The following is a 17,308-nucleotide window of genomic DNA, read 5'->3' on the forward strand; positions in this document are numbered from 1 at the left end:
CGCGTCCGATACGACCATGCGATCCGCACAGGTCGCGTGCGGTGATGGGCTGCGTCCTCGAAGCGCTGTCCCATCAACGGAGAAGCAGAGCAAGATTGAGCTCGGCAGACCAGCCAGCAGCGCTCAATGCGGACCATTCGTCGTATCGACGAAATCTTGCCATTGCTCGGCGGTCGCGGAAGGATATCAAGAAGTAGGGTGAGCTGGCGAGACACGCTGAGATCCAGCCGCAAATAGGCGGCTGCGCAGTGGTGTGCGCGGCTGCACAAACCCGTGAATGGCCCGTAGATTGCATATTTTATCGGCTCGTTGATCAAGTTGGAGACACCATGACGGCGCTAGCCAATATCGACAACCAGAGCCTGCGTGGCTTCCTGCGCATGGTGGAATCCGATCATCCCGACGAATTCCTGCGTATCCAGCAGGAAATCGATCCGAAGTTCGAGTCGACCGCGATGCTGTTCGAGCTCGACAAAGTCGGCCGCAGTCCGGTGATCATGTTCGAAAAGTTCAAGGGCCACTCAACGCCGGTGGTTACCAATATCGCCGGGAACCGTAAACTCCTGGCCGCTTGTCTCGGCGTCAAACCAGCCGAGTTGCCGACAGCTTTCCGTGAACGCTGTCAGAAGTACATTCCCTGTGAGGTTGTCAGCAACGCTGCCTGGGATGAGGTCGTCATCGAAGGCGATGACATCGACCTGTGGAAGCTCCCGGTACCGCTGCAGTTCACCGTCGACGCCGCGCCTTACATCACTGCCGGCCAGCTCACGGCGCGCGATCCGGTGACCGGTGTCGACACGACGGGCTTTCACCGCCTGATGCTGAAGGACAAGAACCGGCTCGGCGTGTCGCTGCATTCACGGCGGCGGCTTTACGAATTCCATCGCCGCGCCGAGGAGAAAGGCCAATCGCTGCCCGTTGCGATCACCATCGGCGTGCATCCGCTGCATTATATGGGTTCGATGGTCTACGCTTATCCGCAGAGCGTGCGGAAGTTCGAAATCATCGGGGGGCTGTTCGGCGAGCCTTATCGGCTGGCGCGCTGTGGCGTCGCCGACCTGGAGGTGCCGGCCGGCGCCGAGATCGTCATCGAGGGCGAGATTCTTGCGGGTGTGCACGAGCCGGAAGGCCCATTCGGCGAGTTCACCGGCTACGCGTCCTATCGCAGCACGCAGAACATCTTTGTCGCCAAGCGCATCCGCATGCGTCGCGATGCGATCTATCACAGCGTCGTCTCGGGCATGTCGCAGGATCACATTCTGGTGTCGTGCATCACCCGCGAGGGCGAAATCCTCAATGCGCTGAAGCGCAACCTGCCGAATGTGCGCGCGGTGCATGTGCCGCACACCACGTGCGGCGCCTTCATGGCGATCGTTTCGATGAAGAAGATCGCTGAGGGCGAGCCGCAGATGGCCATGATGGCCACCTTCGGCACCGAGCTCTATACCAAGCAGGTCATCGTGGTCGACGAGGACGTCGACATCTACAGCATGAACGACGTGATGTGGGCGATCGCGACGCGCGTGCGCGCCGAGAAGGACGTGCTGTTGGTGCCGAACTGCAAGAGCGCGATTCTCGATCCGACCTCCGATCCCAAGACCTTCACGGTCACCAAGATGGGCATCGATGCGACACGGCCGTCCGGCCAGGATTTCGCCGAGCGGCTCGTCATCTCCGATGAGCAGCGGGCGCGGGCGCGCCAGCTCCTCGAAAGTGCCGGCGTGAAACTCTGATGCGTACCCGGATCAAATGTGGCTGGCTCGTTGGTCATGCCAACGGCCATCACACACTCTGGCGCAATGCGGAGCTTGTCTATGAAGGCAATTCGGTGCTCTTCGTCGGCGAACGCTTCGAGGGCCAAGTCGACAGGGAAATCGACGCCAGCGGCAAGTTTGTCGCGCCGGGCTTCATCGACACCCATGTGCATTCCGGCCACCGCGCTTCGCATCGGCTGATTTCCGACATCGGCCGCGGCGATTACTTCGGTCAGCCGTTCCTGGAAATCAGCGTGCCGCGCGAGGGTACGCGGGTTGGCGGCGACGTGCGCTATGTGCGGCCGGACGACAATGCGGCGACCGATGAGCTGACGCTGAACGCGCGCTTCACCATTGCCGAGCTTTTGCGCAACGGCATCACCACATTTGTTGAGTTCGGCAGCCAGCTTCGCGTGCAGCAGGCGCTTCTCGAAGTGGTCGGCGAACTCGGCATCCGCGCCTATCTCGGCCCGGGTTTCGACAGTGGGCGCTGGGTCGGCGGCGAGGGCGGCAAGCTCGTCCGCGTCTTGAACGAAGCGTCGGGCGACCGTGAGTTCGATCTCGCGATCGAGTTCATCGAGCGCTATCAGGGCGAGCATGCGGACCGGGTGCGCGGCATTCTGGTGCCGCGCGAGATCGAGACCTGCACGGTGGCGCTGATGACCAAGGCCGCAGAGGCCGCGCAGGAGCGCAATCTGCCGGTCGCGATCCACGCGGCTTACAACATCCACGAAGTCTACGACATCATCCGTGAGCACCAGATGACGTCGATCGAGCTGCTGCAGAAGATCGGCCTGATGTCGGACAAGCTTAATGTCGGCCACGGCAACTTCACTTGCGACAATCCGCTGGTGAACTATTCCGACTCCCACGATCTCGATATCATGGGTTCGCACCGCTGCTCGATCTCGCACTGTCCGGTCAACGTCGCGAGGCGCGGGCGCTTCCTCGATAACTGGGAGAGCTATCGTAAGGCCGGCGTCAACGTTGCGCTCGGCACCGACACCTATCCGCGCGACATGATCCTGCAGATGCGCAATGCGTCGTACTTCGGCAAGGTCGCGAGCGGCAATCTCAAGTCTGCGACGGCCGCGCAGGTGTTCGAAGCGGCGACGCTGGGCGGAGCCCATTCGGTCGGCCGCGATGACATCGGGCGGCTCGCGCCCGGCGCCAAGGCGGACATCATCATCATCGGACTCACCGGCAACGACACGCTGCGCATGGGACCGGTGCGCGATCCGATCAAGAGTCTGATCGATTGCGGCATCGGCGACGATGTCGAGACGGTGATCGTCGATGGCATCGTCCGGATGGAGAACGGAAATATCCCCGGCATCGATTTCGCCGAGCTTCGCCGGCAGGCTCAGGCTGCAGGCGAGCGGGTCTGGAGCCGCTGGCAGGAATGGGACCCCAATGGCCGCACTGCGGACGAGATGAGTCCGTATTCGTTCCCGAAGCAGAATTGAGCTGGGGGCGCTCGCGCTGGACTCCGCTGTCGTGCCCGGGCTTGACCCGCGCATCTCGCTTAGGGAGGTACAGTGTCGCCTCGGCGAGATGGCTGGGACAACTGTTCAGTCCGGGGACATGATGGCTACGTTGGCTGCGAGAACACGACGCGGCTACTTCGCCGCCTGCGCCTTTTCCTTCGCAGCTTCCTTCGCCATGATCTCCGCGACCATCGGCTTCCACTGAGCCATTTCCTGCGCAATCTGGTCGCGGAACTGAGCCGGTGTGGTTCTGACAGTGTTGGCGCCGGCTTTGCGCATCTGTTCCTTGATCTCCGGATCGTCAGCCATTTTGAGCAGCACGTCCGACAGCTTGTTGATGATCGCGTCGGGCGTCTTCGCCGGCGCCATGATGGCATTCCAGGTCTCGACCAGGAAGTTCGGTGCTACCGTTTCGTTCAGCGATGGCACGTCCGGCAAATAGGGGCTGCGCCCGAGCGAGGTGACGCCGATGCCGCGCACGGTGCCAGCTTCGATCTGCGGCAGCGCGTCGGTCATGTTGGCGAAGGAGAAGTCGACATCGCCGGATATCACGGCTGCCGTCGAAGGGGCACCGCCCTTGAACGGGATGTGCACCACGTGCGTGCCGGTGCGGGCCTCGAACAGCTCCACCGAATAGTGCGTCAGACCGCCAACACCGCTCGATCCGTAATTCAGCTTGCCGGGGTTTGCTTTCGCATAGGCGACCAGCTCGGCCATCGATTTGACCGGCAAGTCCTTCTTGACGATGACCGCCTGCACGATGCTGCTGACGATGCCGACCGGCGCCAGGTCCTTCACTGGGTCATAGGGGATCTTTTGCGCAAAAGGCGCGATCGAGATCGCGCCAATGCTGCAAACGCAGAATGTGTAACCGTCGGGTGCCGAAGTGACGACCGCCTGGGTTCCGACAATGCCACCGGCGCCGGCACGGTTCTCGACGATGACCGGCTTGCCCAGCGTCTTTTCCATGTAGCGGGCGGTCAGCCGGCCGACCAGATCGGTGTAGCCGCCGGGCGCGTAAGGCACGAGCAGCGTGATGGTCCGATCCGGCCAGTCCTGCGCGTGGAGCGCGGTTGGTGCTGCGAGCAAGCCAAGCGCGAGCAGCATCCGTCCCAGAACGTTCATGGCAACCTCCATTCTATTCTGGGGTTGCGAGAAGCAAGTTCTTTGCCGCGACAGAATCCTATCGTTTCAAGGGCTTGGCGGACGTCGCGACATTTGGTCCCGCCATTGCCAAGGAAATGACCAAACGAAACGGGCGCGCGATCATCTCGCGCGCCCGGGCTGTTGCCAATCCGTGGCGGGCGTCAGGCGGCGATCGCCTCCGGCAGAATCGAGGCGGTGGCGTCGTAGCGCAGGCCTGCGCGCAGGCAGAACAGCGGCTGTAGCAGGCGCTCGGCCAGCACCTGGTTCTTCTCGTTGTCGCGCAGCAGGAACTTGCCGCGCTGGTCGGCAAGCACCGACACGTCGGCGTCGAGCCCAGGCTTCAGCGAGCCGATTTCGTCCTGTTTGCCGATCATCGCTGCTGCATTGGTGGTCACCATCGGCACAACCTGTTCAAGTGTCAGCCCCAGAGCCAGCATCGAGCTCATGGCCTGGGAGAGGCTGAACTTGGCCTGACCGAAGAACGGATTGGCCTCATCGTCAGCATGCTCGGCGGGTGTGCCGGGCGGTGGCGGCACATGAGTGTTGTAGCCGTGCATGTCGGCGCCGAGTGTGTCCGGCACGATCCCGGCATCGAGCGCCTTGCGCGCCAGACGGTAGGAGAAGTGGCTGCCGTGGCCGACGTCGACCTTCAAGCCGCGCGCCAGCGCAGCCTTGATCACCTCGTGCACCTCGCCCTCGCGGTTGACGAAACCGCCCGGATGCCGCGTGAACGGGTGCGCCAGGATGTCGCCCGGCCGCAGCTCGGGAATGACGCGCTCGAGAATCGTGTCGGCGTCCTCGCCGTTGGCGCCGCTCTTCGGCAGGCCCCAGAGCTGGCCGAAGTGCACGTAAAGCGGCAGGTTGGTCTTGCGTCCGATCTCGGCCGACATCTGCAGCACCTTGATGCCCCAGCGCGCGAAGCCGCCGATTTCTGCATGGCCCTTGATGCCGCGCACCAGATCGAGGTTGGACTTCGCGGCGTCGACAGCCGCCTGGATGTTGATGCCGTCCGGACTATAAAGGGTCGGATAGAGATGACCTTCGAGGCCGCCGACCAGATAGGACGACAGGAAAGCGTAGACGCGGGTCTTGGCTGTCTTGGCGATGAATTCCCGGAAGCCCGGCAGCGTCATGCAGGACGGGCCGCCCTGATCGATCACGGTGGTCACGCCCGATTGCACGCCGACCAGATCGGGGTCCATGCCGAAGCGGCCGCTGACATAGCGATAGACATGCGCGTGGGTGTCGATCATGCCCGGGATGACGATGCGGCCGCGGACGTCGATGGATTCCTTGGCGCTGGTCGGCAGGATGTCCTTCTGCACGGCCGCGATCTTGCCGTCGCGCACCGCGACGTCCATCACGCCGTTGATGCTTGAAGCAGGATCGATGACATGGCCGCCGCGCAGCAGCAGGTCATAGGGTTTGTTGTCGGACATGGCAGATCTCCGGGTCAGCGGTGCTGGTGGGTTGACGAATTATAGGGGAGGGCGTCCGGCCTTTTCGAGCATCTGCCGGAGCAGATATTGCCTGAATGCGAGGCACCGAATGCGAATTCCGCATGGCGCGCTCAGCCGCTCCAAAATCGGCGCACGAAGCCGGTAATCCGGGTCCATAGCGCCGACCGAGCGATGGCGGCGGCGTCGAGCGTTTCCGCGGTCTCGGCGGCGGCTGGCCGGCCGGACATCCGGGCTTCGAGGTTTTGCGTGAACACGCGGGTGAGGTGATCGGCGACGTCCTTGACCAGCCCGGAGCGGCTGAACTGGGCCAGTACGCCGGAGAGGAGGAACCTCACCGCGACCTCGACCTGCGATGCCGATGCGCCGCTCGATTGCACCGCATAGGTGATGATGGCGCGCGCGCTCGACGGGCTTTTGGCGTCGCGGCCGGCGCCGCGCACGGTGCCGCGGAACTGGCTGTCATCGCGGGAGACATCAAGCACGCCGTGAAACGCGCTGACGATCGGGCCGAGCTTGACGTTGACCTCCCCCTCGGCGCGGCTTCCTTGCATCGGCCGCGTCAGCCGCGCACCGGGCATGCAGCGCGTCACCTGATCGAGATCGGCGAAGAAACGCCAGACCTGATCGCGCCCGAAGGGCACCGCGAAGGACTGGCGCAACTCGACACCTTGCTGCTCGACCGCGGCCCAGTCGATAACGTCGAAATTTTCCGTAAGCGAGAGCGCCGCCGGTTTTGCCGCGGTGTTCGAAGCCGGTCTTTGCGAGAAATCCTGCCTTGTCGTCGGCGCGTGCGAGCCGACCGGCCCGATGCGGCCGTTGGCTGCGGGCTTGGCGTAACCCGCAGCCTTCGCCGCGGCCTGCGCGCTCTGGATCGCTTTGACGATGCCGACATAGCCGGTGCAGCGACAGAGATTGCCGGAAAGCTCCAGGCGAATGCGCTTCTCGTCGGCATCGGGCAGCCGCGTAATGATGTCGCGCGCCGTCATCAGCATGCCGGGCGTACAGAAGCCGCATTGCAGGCCGTGATTGTCGGCAAAGGCCTCGCGCAGCAGCCCCATTACAGGGTCCTTCTCGAAGCCTTCCAGCGTGGTGATCTCCGCGCCATTCGCTGCGGCCGCAAAGGTGATGCACGAGCGCGCCGGTGCGCCGTCGATCCACACCGTGCAGGCGCCGCAGACACCGTGCTCACAGCCCACATGCGTGGCGGTCAGCGCCTGATGTTCCCGCAGAAAGTCGGCAAGGTTCAGCCGCGGCTCGACCTGAGCCTGCACGCCGCAGCCGTTGATGGTGAGAGACAGCGGTTTCACAACACGCTCGCCTGATTGGCCGCACGCTTCAAAGCGACAACGGCGAGGCTTCGGATGTATTCGTCCTTCACGTTCTTTCCATCGAGAAGCTTGAGCACAGTCTGTTGATCGAGGCGCTCGGCGATGCCTGGCTCGAATTTTCCGCCAAACAGCGACGTGGCGTCGGCAACCACGATCGGCGCGGTTTCGATCGCGCCGATCACTGCGCGGAACCTGCCGCGCGCCGGATCGTGCAGCACGCCGCCGATCGTATGGGCGAATTCGCCGGCCTTCTGGCTGAACTTGTAGAACCCCCAGCGCGCGCCAGCCGAAAGCTTCGGCACACGGACCGCCCGGATCAGTTCTTGCGGCTTGATCACCGTGGTGAACGACGACACCGTAAGCTCGGCCACTGCGATGGAGCGGCTCCCTTGCGGCGTCCAGACGATGGCCTCGGCGTCGAGCAGCGACAGCGCCGACAGCCAATCCGCTGCCGGATCGGCATGCGCCAGACTGCCGCCGATCGTGCCGCGATTGCGCACCGCGCGATAGGCGATGCGGCCGGCGACGCGCTGCATCAGGCCGGCGAAATGATCCGGCACGCGTCCGTCCTCGATATTGGCGTGGGTGATGCACGCGCCGATCTCAAGGTGATCGGCCGTCTCGCTGATCGCGGCCAGTCCGGCGATCGCGGTGATGTCGACCAGCAGATCGGGCTGCGCGAGCCGCAGATTGAGCATCGGCCCGAGCGATTGCCCGCCGGCCAGAACCTTGGAGAAGCCGTTGGCCTGGCCGAGCAGCATCGCGGCATCGGCGAGCGTCGAAGGCCGCTCGTAGTCGAACGCGACAGGTTTCATGATCGCCGTGCCTCAAGCATCAGAACCGTTCCTTGCGCGCCAGCGTGTTGGTCACGAGATCGCGGATGACCGGGACATTCGGCAGCGGATCGAGCTGGATCACCCGCTCATGGAGCTTGGCGATGCAGGCGTATTCGACATTGCCGTCGATCAGCATCGTGCATTCCTTGCAGACATTGGCATTGAAGCAGCTGAAACGCACGGCGAGGCCTGGATCGTCGTTGAGGCGGATGCGGACCAGGCCATCCAGCACCGAATCGCCGTCCTCAAAGGCGACGCTGAACTCCTCATAGCGGCCGTGCTCGCGGTCGGTGCCGCGCCAGATGCGCAGCCGCGCGGTTTTGGTCGGCGTGGCGCCGTCAGGTGTCATGCACCCACCCGTTTGAATGCCGAGACGATCTCGCCGCTCTCCAGCATCAGGCGCTGGTTGGCGAGGAAGCGTTCGTCGGCCTTGGGGAAATCATCGCGCTGATGCGCGCCGCGGCTTTCTTGCCGGTTCAGCGCCGCGGTCGCGACGGCTTCCGCTGCGAGAAGTCCGTTGCGCAGCTCGAACCACTCGACCACGCTGGTGTTGAAGTCGGCTTCGGGCGCAATCGACAACTCGTCGAGCTCGCTCTGCCGCATGGCGTGGATGCGGTCGCGTGCAGCTTCGAGATCGGCGGCGTTGCGGAAGGCGCCGACCTTGCTCCACATCAGCGCCTTGACCTCGGCCATCAATTGCCCGGGCGAGCGCGTGCCGCTGATGTTGCGTCCGGAGACCTTGCGGACGAGTTCAAGATGCGGCTGCGCCGCCTTGTCGTCCCAGCGCGAGGTTTTGTTGCGCGTGGCATATTTCGCGGCACTCTCGCCGGCGCGCTCGCCAAACACCAGCGCTTCGGGAAGCGCGTTGCCGGACAGCCGGTTGGCGCCGTTCGCGCCGCCGGCGATCTCGCCCGCCGCATAAAGCCCTGGCACGGTGGAGGCCATTTCGGTGTCCACCTCGATCCCGCCCATCTGGTAATGCGCGATCGGGAAGATCTCGACGGGCTGCCGGGTGAGATTGATGTTGTTGCGCGCGAAGATCTCGGTCACCGGACCGAGCGCATCCTTTAGCTTCTGCTCGTCGATGTGCTGGAACGACAGATAGACGCCGCCATGTGGCGAGCCCCGGCCGGCCTCGACCTCCTTGTAAATCGCATAGGTCAGGATATCGCGGGCGGTGTCATAAGAGCCGCCATCGGCCTCCCCGTAGCGGTGCAGGAACTCCTCGCCGAGCCCGTTGAGCAGGCGCCCGCCGAGCTTCACTCGCGTCGGCTCCCAAGTAGTCGGGTCGAGCCCGACCATGCGCGGCGCCAGATGGCCGTTTGGGTAGAACTGCAAAAACTCGATGTCGATGACGCGCGCGCCGCTGCGCAGCGCAAGGCCCACGCCTTCGCCGGCCAGATTGTTCGATGCGGTCGTGCGCTGGAACATCTTGGTCATGCCGCCGGTACACAAGATCACCGCGCTGCATTTGATTTTCACCGGCGCCGAGGTCGGCACATCGATGCCGACCGCGCCCGCAACCTCGCCGTCGCGCACCACGATATCCGTGATGGTGACGTTGCTGAGCCTGCGGATGCCCGCATCGCGGCTGGTCTTGTTGCGGAGCGCCGCGCAGATCGCGGCGCCCGTGCTGAGAAAATCGACATAGACGCAGCGCTTGCGGCTGTGGCCGGGAGCCTTGACCTGGTTGATCTTGCCGTCGTCGCTGCGCGCCCAGTTGACCTTCCAGCCTTCGAGTTCGCGAATGCGTTTTGGGCTGCCTTCGCAGAGCAATGCCGCGAGCTTCTCGTTGCAGAGCCCGCGTCCGGCGTCGAGCGTGTCCTTGAGATGCAGCTCCGGATTGTCCGGCTCGGATTCGCCGAGCGCCGAGGCGCAGGTCATCTGCGCCATGATGGTCGCACCGCCGCGTCCGACCACGTTCTTGTCGATCAGGATCACGCGGGCGCCGTTGCGCGCTGCCGCGACCGCAGCAAACATGCCGGCGCCGCCGCCGCCGACCACCATAACGTCGCTCTCCAATGCAATATCATCGACCATGCAAAATGCCTGATGGGTGGCGGCCTTACGCCGCGGGTCTGGTTTTGGCGAGAGCTTCGAGAATGCGTCGCGGCGTGATCGGGATTTCGCAGATCTCGACGCCGAGCTTCGACAGCGCATCGTTGACCGCGTTGGCAACCGCGGCGCCCGGGCCGATCGCGCCGCCTTCGCCGACGCCCTTCTGGCCGAATTCGGTGTAGGGCGACGGCGTCTCCATGTGAAAGACGCGCACATCCGGCATCTCGGCGCTGCCGGGCAGGAGATAATCGGCGAGCGTCGAGGCGAGCGGCTGGCCTTGCGCGTCGAACGGCATCTCCTCGAACAAAGCGGCGCCGATGCCTTGCGCGGTGCCGCCGTGAATCTGACCATCGACGATCATCGGGTTGATCAGGACACCGGCGTCTTCGACCACGACGTAGTCGAGAATCTCGACGCCGCCGGTTTCGGGATCGACCGCAACGACAGTTGCGTGCGCGGAGCCGGTGTGCACGCCAGTGAGACGCCCCGGCGCGTAGCCGCCGGTGACCTCGAGGCCGTGAGGATCGATGTCGCCGGGCAGATCGGCTGGTGTGAGGTAGTAGGAACGGGCGATGTCGGCGAGCGAGACGTTGCCGTGCGGTCCGTAGACGCCGCCGTCACGCACCTGCACCGAATTGACGTCGGTCTGCAGCATCGCGGCGCCAATCACGGCGAGGCGCTTCGCCAGTTCGTTGCAGGCGCGCGACGTTGAGCCGCCAGCCCAGACGATGGCCCGCGAGCCCCAGGCACCGCTGGAATAGGGCGAATTCTCGGTGTCGCCGAGCTTGACGACGATGTTGGAGGTGTCAACGCCCAGGCATTCGCTCGCGATCTGCGCGAGCGTGGTTTCGAGTCCCTGGCCGATGGCCTGGATCCCGTTGCGAACTTCGAGCCGGCCGTCGGGCGTGATGCGGGCGAAGGTCTGCTCGTAGAACACGCGACGCTTGCCGTCGGCCGTGGTGCCGTGGGCGGTCTGCTCCGAGAAGATCGAGATGCCGAGCCCGATCAAGCGGCCGTCCGGTTCGCCGCGTTTTTGCCGGACGCGCACGGCGGGAACGTCGATCGCTTCGACAGCCTTGTTGAGCAGTCCGGGATAGTCGCCGCTGTCGAAATGCTTGTCGGTGACGTTGTCGAACGGCATCTGGTCGGCGCGCACCAGATTGGCGAGCCGCACCTCGTAAGGCTCCTTGCCGATCTGGCGCGCAATTGCATCAATGACCAGCTCCATCGCATAGCAGACGTTCGGGCGCGCGACGCCGCGATACGGCAGCTGCGGGCATTTATTGGTGACGACGCCCGTGGATTTGCAGCGATAGACCGGAATGTCATAGGGGCCGGGGAGGATGGCCGCGACCTGCGACGGCTCGATCGCCGACGTGAACGGGTAGGCCGAGTAGGCGCCGGAATCGACCGCGGCCTTGGCGTCGAAGGCGATGAACTTGCCGCTCTGATCGGTGTAAGCCGTGATCGCGTAATGGTGCTCGCGGCAATTGGCGTTTGCGGTGAGCTGCTCGCGCCGGTCTTCCAGCCAGCGAACCGGCTGTCCGAGCTGCATCGCGAGCCAGCACAGGCAGATTTCCTCGCCGGCCATGATCGCCTTGTAGCCGAAGCCGCCACCGACATCGGCCGAAACCACGCGCACCTGAAGCTCGGGAATTCCCAGCACCTGTGCGAGGCCGGTGCGCACGACGTGGGGAAACTGTGTCGCGCCGTGCAACGTCAATTGCTGCTGGCCCGGCTCCCATGTCGCGACAAAGCCGCGGCATTCGATCGGCGACATCACCTGCCGCGCGGTGCGCAATTCACGCGTGACCTTCACCGGTGCGTTTTTCGCCGCGGCCTCCACCGGCCCGTCGTAGCCGACTTCGAGAAAGACGTTTCGCTTGATGGTGTCGTGCACCTGCGCGCTGTCTGGCTCTATGGCCTTCAGCATGTCAACGACGGCCGGCAACTCGTCGTATTCGAGCACCACCTGTGCAGCGATATCTTCGGCTTGCGCGCGGGTATCGGCGACGCACATCGCGATCAGCTCGCCCACATGGCGCAGCTTGTCGGTGGCGAGCGGCGGCTGTTCGGAAACCTGGAAGCCCGGCAAACCAGACACCGCGCGGATATTGTTCACGCCGGTCAGGTCCTTGGCGACATAAACCTGAGACCGCAGATGCTCCGGGATGCGGATACCGGTGAGGCGCGCATGCGCCACCGGGCTCCGGACGAACGCCACCTCGCGCATCCGCGCAAAACGAAGATCAGCGATGTATTGTCCGCGGCCGTGCAGGAAGCGATTGTCCTCCTTGCGGCGAAGCCTGACACCAATCCCGGTCTTGTTCAAAGTTCGGGCCTCCGCTAGGCGCTGCTTCAAATGCGCCGCACAAAGCTACTTTAGCGCCACCGCTTCGAGCCTAAAGAAGATTCCGTTCGCTGCGTTGCATCATTCATGATCACGTTGCACGCAGTTTCGCCCAAATCTTCATCGTCGCGGTTCATTTGCGTGCGCTAGCATGCGTCAGCCCTGCCGGGGGCGAGGGGGAATTTGCGGGTTTGGGCTTGAGCCAAGCCGCGATCCTCCGTCGGACTTTGACCGAACGCGTTCAACCCGGAGGCCTTTATGCCGTCGTTTTCCTCGAAGTTTTCCAGCGCGCTGCTTCTGACCGCTGGTATTGCAGCGGGCGCGCTGACGTCCGCGGCGCATGCTGCAGAGATCAAGATCGGAGCGCCTCTCGGCCTCACCGGCTCGGTCGCGGATGAGGCCAAGAAGCAGGAAGTCACATTCAAGATGTGGCTCAACAAGGTCAATGCCGCGGGCGGCATCGATGTCGGTGGCACCAAGATGAAGGTGCAGCTCGTTCAGTACGACTATCAGTCGGATGGCCAGCGCGCAGCCCAACTCGCCGAGAAGCTGATCACCGATGACAAGGTCGACGTGCTATTCGCGCCGTTCGGCTCGGGCCATACCAAGATCGTTGCCACCATCGCGGCGCGCTACGAGATGCCGACCATCGCCTGCGCGGCGTCGTCGGAATCGGTGTTCGATCAGAACTCCGGCTATCTGTTCGGCACGCTGTCGCCGAATGCCGCCCTGTTCGCGCCGATGATCGCGCTCTTCAAAGAAAAGCTGCCGACGCTGAAGACACTGGCGGTGCTCGGCCGCGATGACGTGTTTCCGAAAGCGACCGCGCAAGGCATCGCAGCCGCCGCCAAGGCCGCCGGCCTGAACGTGGCCTACGAGCAGCTTTATCCGCTCGGCACGATGGATCATTCGGCGTCGCTGTCGGCGATCAAGGCGACCAATCCGGACTGGATCTACATCACCGGCTACACCCAGGACCTAGTGCTGGCGCGCAAGCAGATGTCGGATCTCGGTGTGAAGGCGCCGATCATCACCATGGTCGCGGGCCCGGCCTACAAGGAATATGTCGATGGTCTTGGCGACCTCGCCAACGGCATCACCAGCTCGAGCTGGTGGCACAGCGCGACGAGCTACAAGGGCGTCGGCGTGTGGCCGACCACCGAGGACTTCGTCAAGGAGTTCGTCGCCCAGGAGAAGTCTGACCCGGACTATGTCCACGCCTCCTGCGCCGCAACCGGCGTGCTCTACCAGAACGCCGTCGAGCGCGCCGGCTCGATCGACAAGAAGAAGGTCCGCGATGCGCTGGCCGCGACCGACATCAGCACCTTCTACGGTCCGATCAAGTTCAGCCCGAACGGCATGAATCAGGTGCGCGGGCTTCCCATCATCCAGGTGCAGGACAAGGCCATCAAAGTGCTGGGCCCTGCCGAAATCAAGAACGCCGATCTGATGCTGCTCAAGTGACTGCGACACATTCTCCCGGCCCGCGGGCCTCGTCGCCCGCGGGCACGTTTTTTGCGAACGGTGTTTCGGCATGACTGACGGAGAGGAAAGAAAGACCGGACGGAGCGAACGCCGCGTGGCGGGCCGTATATGAACGCGATGGGGCATCTGCAAACCCTGGTGAACGGCATTGTGCTCGGCGCGCTCTACGCGAGCCTTGCGGTCGGATTCTCGTTGGTCTGGGGCGTGCTCAACATCGTCAACATGCTGCACGGCTCGCTGATCATCCTCGGCGGCTACATCACCTATTTCGCCTGGCACAGCTACGGCATCCATCCGCTGCTGGCGCTGCCCGCCGTCGCGCTGCTGATGTATGCGCTGGGTTACGTGACCCAGCTTCTGGTCATCAATCGCGTGGTGCATCAGCCAGTGCTGGTCACGATGACGCTGACCTTCGGGCTCGACCTCATCCTCTACAATTTCATGACGGTCTATTACACGGCGACTCCGCGGCGGGTGACGCTCGATCTCGGCGCCACCAGCGTCGGCGGCATCGCGATCCCGTTCGACCGGCTGCTCGGCATGGTGCTGGCGCTGGTGCTGACGGGCCTGCTCTATGTGGTGATGCGGCGCTCACGCGTCGGCAGGGCCATCGTCGCCGTTCGCATGGACAGCGCCGCCGCGGCGCTGATGGGCATCAAGGTCAATCGCATCTACGCCATCACCTTCGGCATCGGCGCGCTGATGGCGGGAGCCACCGGCGTGATCTTTGCGATGGTCTATCCGGTGACCACCAATCTCACCGGCATCTATCTCGGCAAGGCCTTCGTGATCTGCGTCATCGGCGGGCTTGGCAGCGTGCAGGGCGCGCTTGTCGGCGGCATCGTGCTGGGTGTGATCGAAAGCTTCGCCGGCCAGTTCGTAGGTCCCCAGCACGCGCTCACGGTCGGATTCGTGCTGATGCTGTTTCTCCTGGTGGTCAAGCCGACCGGCCTCACCGGCATCAAGGGTTACGAGTGATGGACCGGCGGCTGCAATACATCCTGTTTGCGGTCTGGGTGCTGGCGCTGGCCTCGACGCCATTCTGGGCCAGCAACTACATCGTCCGCCTCGCGGTCGTCGTCGCGATGTATTCGACGCTGACGCTGTCGTGGAATTTCATCGGCGGCTTCGCCGGCTATCCGTCGTTCTCGACCGCGGCGTTCTTCGGTCTCGGCTGTTATGCCGGTGCGCTGGCGCAACGCTCCGGCATCCCGATGGTGCTGGCCTGGGGCGTGGCAACGCTGTTCGTCGGCGCTTTTGCGGCGGCGCTGGGCGGGATCATCCTGCGGCTGCGCGGTCATTATTTCGCGATCGGCTCGATCGGCATCGTCGAAGTGGTGCGGCTCCTCATTTCGTCGTGGGGGAGCCTGACGGGCGGTGGCGACGGGCTGAATTTACCGCTGCTCAGCGGGGGTCCGAACGCGGTGGCGCGGATTTTTCTGATCGTCATGGTCACGCTGATGATCGTGACGTTCCTGATCACCGTTTACGTCGACCGCAGCCGGCTGGGCTTCGGGCTGCGCTGCATCCAGCAGAACGAGGACGCCGCCAACATGGCCGGCGTCAACATCACGCTCTACAAGGTTATCGCCTATACGCTCTCGGCGCTGTTCTGCGGCACCGTCGGCGCGGCCTATTCGTCCTGGACCGGCTACATCGATCCGACGGATTCATTCTCCATCATCATGACCGTCAAGGTGCCGGTGATGTGCCTCTTGGGCGGGCCCGGCACCGTGCTCGGTCCGGTGATCGGGACCGCGGCCTTCACGCTGCTCGAAGAGGTGTTTTGGGCCAATTTCCTTGACTACAACCGCGCCATCCTCGGCACGGTCATCGTCATCCTGATCTTCTTCCTGCCGGGCGGCTTGCTGGCGATCTCCTATCGCGACATCGGCGGGCGCCTTGCCAGGATGTTCCGCGGTCCGAAGGCCGCAGCATGACGATCCTGGTGGCCGAGCGGGTGAGCAGAAACTTTGGCGGCATCCGCGCCATCGACGACCTGAGTTTTGCGCTCAACCAAGGCGAGATCGTCGCCCTGATCGGCCCGAACGGCGCCGGCAAGACCACGCTGGTCAACCTTCTGACCGGCGTGCTGCGGCCGTCGTCCGGCCACATTCGCTTCGAAGGCTTTGACGTCACGGCGCAACGGCCGTTCGAGGCCGCGCGCCGCGGGCTCGCCCGCACGTTCCAGATCGTGCAGCCGTTTCCGCGCATGAGCGTGCTTGAGAACGTCGCTGCGGCGGCGCTGTTCGGCGGCAAGCAGGAGAGCGTCGCGGCCGCGATGGACGTGGCGCGCCAGCAGCTCGAGTTCACGGGGCTGACGGCTTTCGCCGACCGGCCGGCTTCGGCGTTGACGCTGGCCGGCCGCAAGCGGCTGGAGCTTGCAAAAAGCATGGCGACGAATCCGAAAGTGCTGATGCTCGACGAGGTCAATGCCGGGCTCAATTCCGGCGAGATCGACGGCGCGCTCAAGCTGATCCGGCAGATCGCCGAGCGCGGCGTGACGATCCTGATCATCGAGCATCTGATGAAGGTCGTGCTTTCGCTCGCGCAGCGCGTGCTGGTGCTGCATCACGGCCAGTTGATTGCCGAGGGCAGCGCTCAGGACATGGTGCGCGATCCCCGCGTCATCGAGGCCTATCTCGGCGAGAAATTCGCCAAGCGGTTCACGGTGGAGGCAGCGAATGGCTGAGCAGATCCTGACCGTCGAAGGCCTCGCGGCCGGTTATGGCGACGTCCGCGTGCTCTGGGATATCAATCTCACGGTGGCGGCCGGGGAGATCACCTGCATCGTCGGCTCCAACGGCGCCGGCAAGACCACGCTCCTGCGCACGATTTCAGGCTTGGTGGCGCCCTCGGGCGGGCGCATCATGTTTGCCGGCGAGGACATTGCATCGTTGCCTGCCGACCAGGTTCTGGGGCGCGGCATCGCGCATGTGCCGGAAGGCCGGCGTCTGTTCCGCGGCCTGAGCGTGCATGACAACCTCCTGCTCGGCGCCTATCTCCGCCACGATAACGCCGAGGTGAAGCGCGATCTCGACTACGTGTTCACGCTGTTTCCGATCCTGCGCGAGCGGCGCAATCAGGACGCCACCACGCTGTCCGGCGGTGAGCAGCAGATGTGCGCGATCGGCCGCGGGATCATGTCGCGGCCCAAGCTCCTGATGATCGACGAATTGTCGCTCGGTCTCGCGCCTCGCCTCGTCGAGCGGCTCGGCGAGGCGCTCATCGAGATCAATCGCAAGGGCCTGACCATCCTGCTGGTCGAGCAGGACGTCATGACCGCGTTCGAGATCGCGCGGCACGCGCTGATCATCGAGACCGGCCGGGTCAGCATGACCGGCACGACGCAGGCGCTCGCCGACAATCCGGCGATCCGCCAAGCCTATCTCGGCATGTGACGG

Annotated in this window: 14 protein-coding genes; 7 read left to right on the plus strand and 7 right to left on the minus strand. The window is 64.1% G+C overall.

The window, feature by feature from the left end; genetic code table 11:
• The first annotated feature begins 329 nt into the window (after positions 1–329).
• Together RHPLAN_RS14340 and RHPLAN_RS14345 are read left to right on the plus strand one after the other, a co-directional pair.
• Positions 330–1,733, plus strand: coding sequence for a UbiD family decarboxylase (locus RHPLAN_RS14340; RefSeq protein WP_068019005.1), 1,404 nt, complete (start codon positions 330–332; stop codon positions 1,731–1,733).
• Positions 1,733–3,220: a chlorohydrolase family protein gene (locus tag RHPLAN_RS14345; RefSeq protein WP_068019008.1), complete on the plus strand. Its 1,488-nt coding sequence runs from the start codon at positions 1,733–1,735 to the stop codon at positions 3,218–3,220. The genes RHPLAN_RS14340 and RHPLAN_RS14345 overlap by 1 nt, the downstream gene beginning before the upstream one ends.
• A gap of 153 nt (positions 3,221–3,373) precedes the next feature.
• Here the strand turns inward: RHPLAN_RS14345 and RHPLAN_RS14350 are convergent, their stop codons facing one another.
• The 7 genes from RHPLAN_RS14350 to RHPLAN_RS14380 form a co-directional block, all read right to left on the minus strand.
• Positions 3,374–4,366 carry a Bug family tripartite tricarboxylate transporter substrate binding protein gene (locus RHPLAN_RS14350; RefSeq protein WP_198164916.1) on the minus strand — a complete coding sequence of 331 codons (993 nt, stop codon included), beginning with the start codon at positions 4,364–4,366 and terminating at the stop codon, positions 3,374–3,376.
• A gap of 182 nt (positions 4,367–4,548) precedes the next feature.
• Entirely contained in the window at positions 4,549–5,826 is a 1,278-nt protein-coding gene (locus RHPLAN_RS14355; RefSeq protein WP_068019014.1) for an amidohydrolase/deacetylase family metallohydrolase, read from the minus strand.
• A gap of 131 nt (positions 5,827–5,957) precedes the next feature.
• The gene (locus RHPLAN_RS14360) at positions 5,958–7,154 is read right to left on the minus strand and encodes a xanthine dehydrogenase family Fe-S subunit (RefSeq protein WP_068019017.1); all 1,197 of its coding nucleotides are present in this window, start codon (positions 7,152–7,154) and stop codon (positions 5,958–5,960) included.
• Complete coding sequence (locus RHPLAN_RS14365) at positions 7,151–7,990, minus strand: FAD binding domain-containing protein (protein WP_068019020.1); 840 nt, start codon at positions 7,988–7,990, stop codon at positions 7,151–7,153. Before RHPLAN_RS14365 ends, RHPLAN_RS14360 begins: the two co-directional genes overlap by 4 nt.
• 19 nt (positions 7,991–8,009) lie before the next feature.
• Complete coding sequence (locus RHPLAN_RS14370) at positions 8,010–8,360, minus strand: 2Fe-2S iron-sulfur cluster-binding protein (protein ID WP_068019023.1); 351 nt, start codon at positions 8,358–8,360, stop codon at positions 8,010–8,012.
• A complete protein-coding gene (locus RHPLAN_RS14375) occupies positions 8,357–10,051 on the minus strand; it encodes an FAD-dependent oxidoreductase (RefSeq protein WP_068019026.1) in 1,695 nt (564 codons plus the stop codon). Before RHPLAN_RS14375 ends, RHPLAN_RS14370 begins: the two co-directional genes overlap by 4 nt.
• A 25-nt stretch (positions 10,052–10,076) precedes the next feature.
• Positions 10,077–12,401 (minus strand): xanthine dehydrogenase family protein molybdopterin-binding subunit, encoded by a 2,325-nt coding sequence (locus RHPLAN_RS14380; protein ID WP_068019032.1) that lies wholly within the window; start codon positions 12,399–12,401, stop codon positions 10,077–10,079.
• A gap of 276 nt (positions 12,402–12,677) precedes the next feature.
• Here RHPLAN_RS14380 and RHPLAN_RS14385 point away from each other — a divergent pair, with 276 nt between their 5' ends.
• From RHPLAN_RS14385 to RHPLAN_RS14405, 5 genes are all read left to right on the plus strand, one after another.
• Positions 12,678–13,883, plus strand: coding sequence for an amino acid ABC transporter substrate-binding protein (locus RHPLAN_RS14385; protein WP_068019035.1), 1,206 nt, complete (start codon positions 12,678–12,680; stop codon positions 13,881–13,883).
• A 129-nt stretch (positions 13,884–14,012) separates the two neighbouring features.
• The gene (locus RHPLAN_RS14390; RefSeq protein WP_237180139.1) at positions 14,013–14,882 is read left to right on the plus strand and encodes a branched-chain amino acid ABC transporter permease; all 870 of its coding nucleotides are present in this window, start codon (positions 14,013–14,015) and stop codon (positions 14,880–14,882) included.
• Entirely contained in the window at positions 14,882–15,844 is a 963-nt protein-coding gene (locus RHPLAN_RS14395; protein ID WP_068019041.1) for a branched-chain amino acid ABC transporter permease, read from the plus strand. Before RHPLAN_RS14390 ends, RHPLAN_RS14395 begins: the two co-directional genes overlap by 1 nt.
• Entirely contained in the window at positions 15,841–16,596 is a 756-nt protein-coding gene (locus RHPLAN_RS14400; protein ID WP_068019044.1) for an ABC transporter ATP-binding protein, read from the plus strand. Before RHPLAN_RS14395 ends, RHPLAN_RS14400 begins: the two co-directional genes overlap by 4 nt.
• Complete coding sequence (locus RHPLAN_RS14405) at positions 16,589–17,305, plus strand: ABC transporter ATP-binding protein (protein ID WP_068019047.1); 717 nt, start codon at positions 16,589–16,591, stop codon at positions 17,303–17,305. Before RHPLAN_RS14400 ends, RHPLAN_RS14405 begins: the two co-directional genes overlap by 8 nt.
• The last annotated feature ends 3 nt before the right edge of the window (positions 17,306–17,308 follow it).

This window comes from Rhodoplanes sp. Z2-YC6860 (assembly GCF_001579845.1).
Taxonomy (GTDB): Bacteria; Pseudomonadota; Alphaproteobacteria; order Rhizobiales; family Xanthobacteraceae; genus Z2-YC6860.

Excerpts from the sequence above, each read along its gene's own strand:
- RHPLAN_RS14400 (WP_068019044.1), top strand. The coding sequence starts at position 15,841 with ATGACGATCCTGGTGGCCGAGCGGGTGAGCAGAAACTTTGGCGGCATC.
- RHPLAN_RS14405 (WP_068019047.1), top strand. The coding sequence starts at position 16,589 with ATGGCTGAGCAGATCCTGACCGTCGAAGGCCTCGCGGCCGGTTATGGC.
- RHPLAN_RS14385 (WP_068019035.1), top strand. The coding sequence starts at position 12,678 with ATGCCGTCGTTTTCCTCGAAGTTTTCCAGCGCGCTGCTTCTGACCGCT.
- RHPLAN_RS14370 (WP_068019023.1), bottom strand. The coding sequence starts at position 8,360 with ATGACACCTGACGGCGCCACGCCGACCAAAACCGCGCGGCTGCGCATC.
- RHPLAN_RS14365 (WP_068019020.1), bottom strand. The coding sequence starts at position 7,990 with ATGAAACCTGTCGCGTTCGACTACGAGCGGCCTTCGACGCTCGCCGAT.
- RHPLAN_RS14375 (WP_068019026.1), bottom strand. The coding sequence starts at position 10,051 with ATGGTCGATGATATTGCATTGGAGAGCGACGTTATGGTGGTCGGCGGC.
- RHPLAN_RS14355 (WP_068019014.1), bottom strand. The coding sequence starts at position 5,826 with ATGTCCGACAACAAACCCTATGACCTGCTGCTGCGCGGCGGCCATGTC.
- RHPLAN_RS14345 (WP_068019008.1), top strand. The coding sequence starts at position 1,733 with ATGCGTACCCGGATCAAATGTGGCTGGCTCGTTGGTCATGCCAACGGC.
- RHPLAN_RS14350 (WP_198164916.1), bottom strand. The coding sequence starts at position 4,366 with ATGAACGTTCTGGGACGGATGCTGCTCGCGCTTGGCTTGCTCGCAGCA.
- RHPLAN_RS14390 (WP_237180139.1), top strand. The coding sequence starts at position 14,013 with ATGAACGCGATGGGGCATCTGCAAACCCTGGTGAACGGCATTGTGCTC.
- RHPLAN_RS14395 (WP_068019041.1), top strand. The coding sequence starts at position 14,882 with ATGGACCGGCGGCTGCAATACATCCTGTTTGCGGTCTGGGTGCTGGCG.
- RHPLAN_RS14340 (WP_068019005.1), top strand. The coding sequence starts at position 330 with ATGACGGCGCTAGCCAATATCGACAACCAGAGCCTGCGTGGCTTCCTG.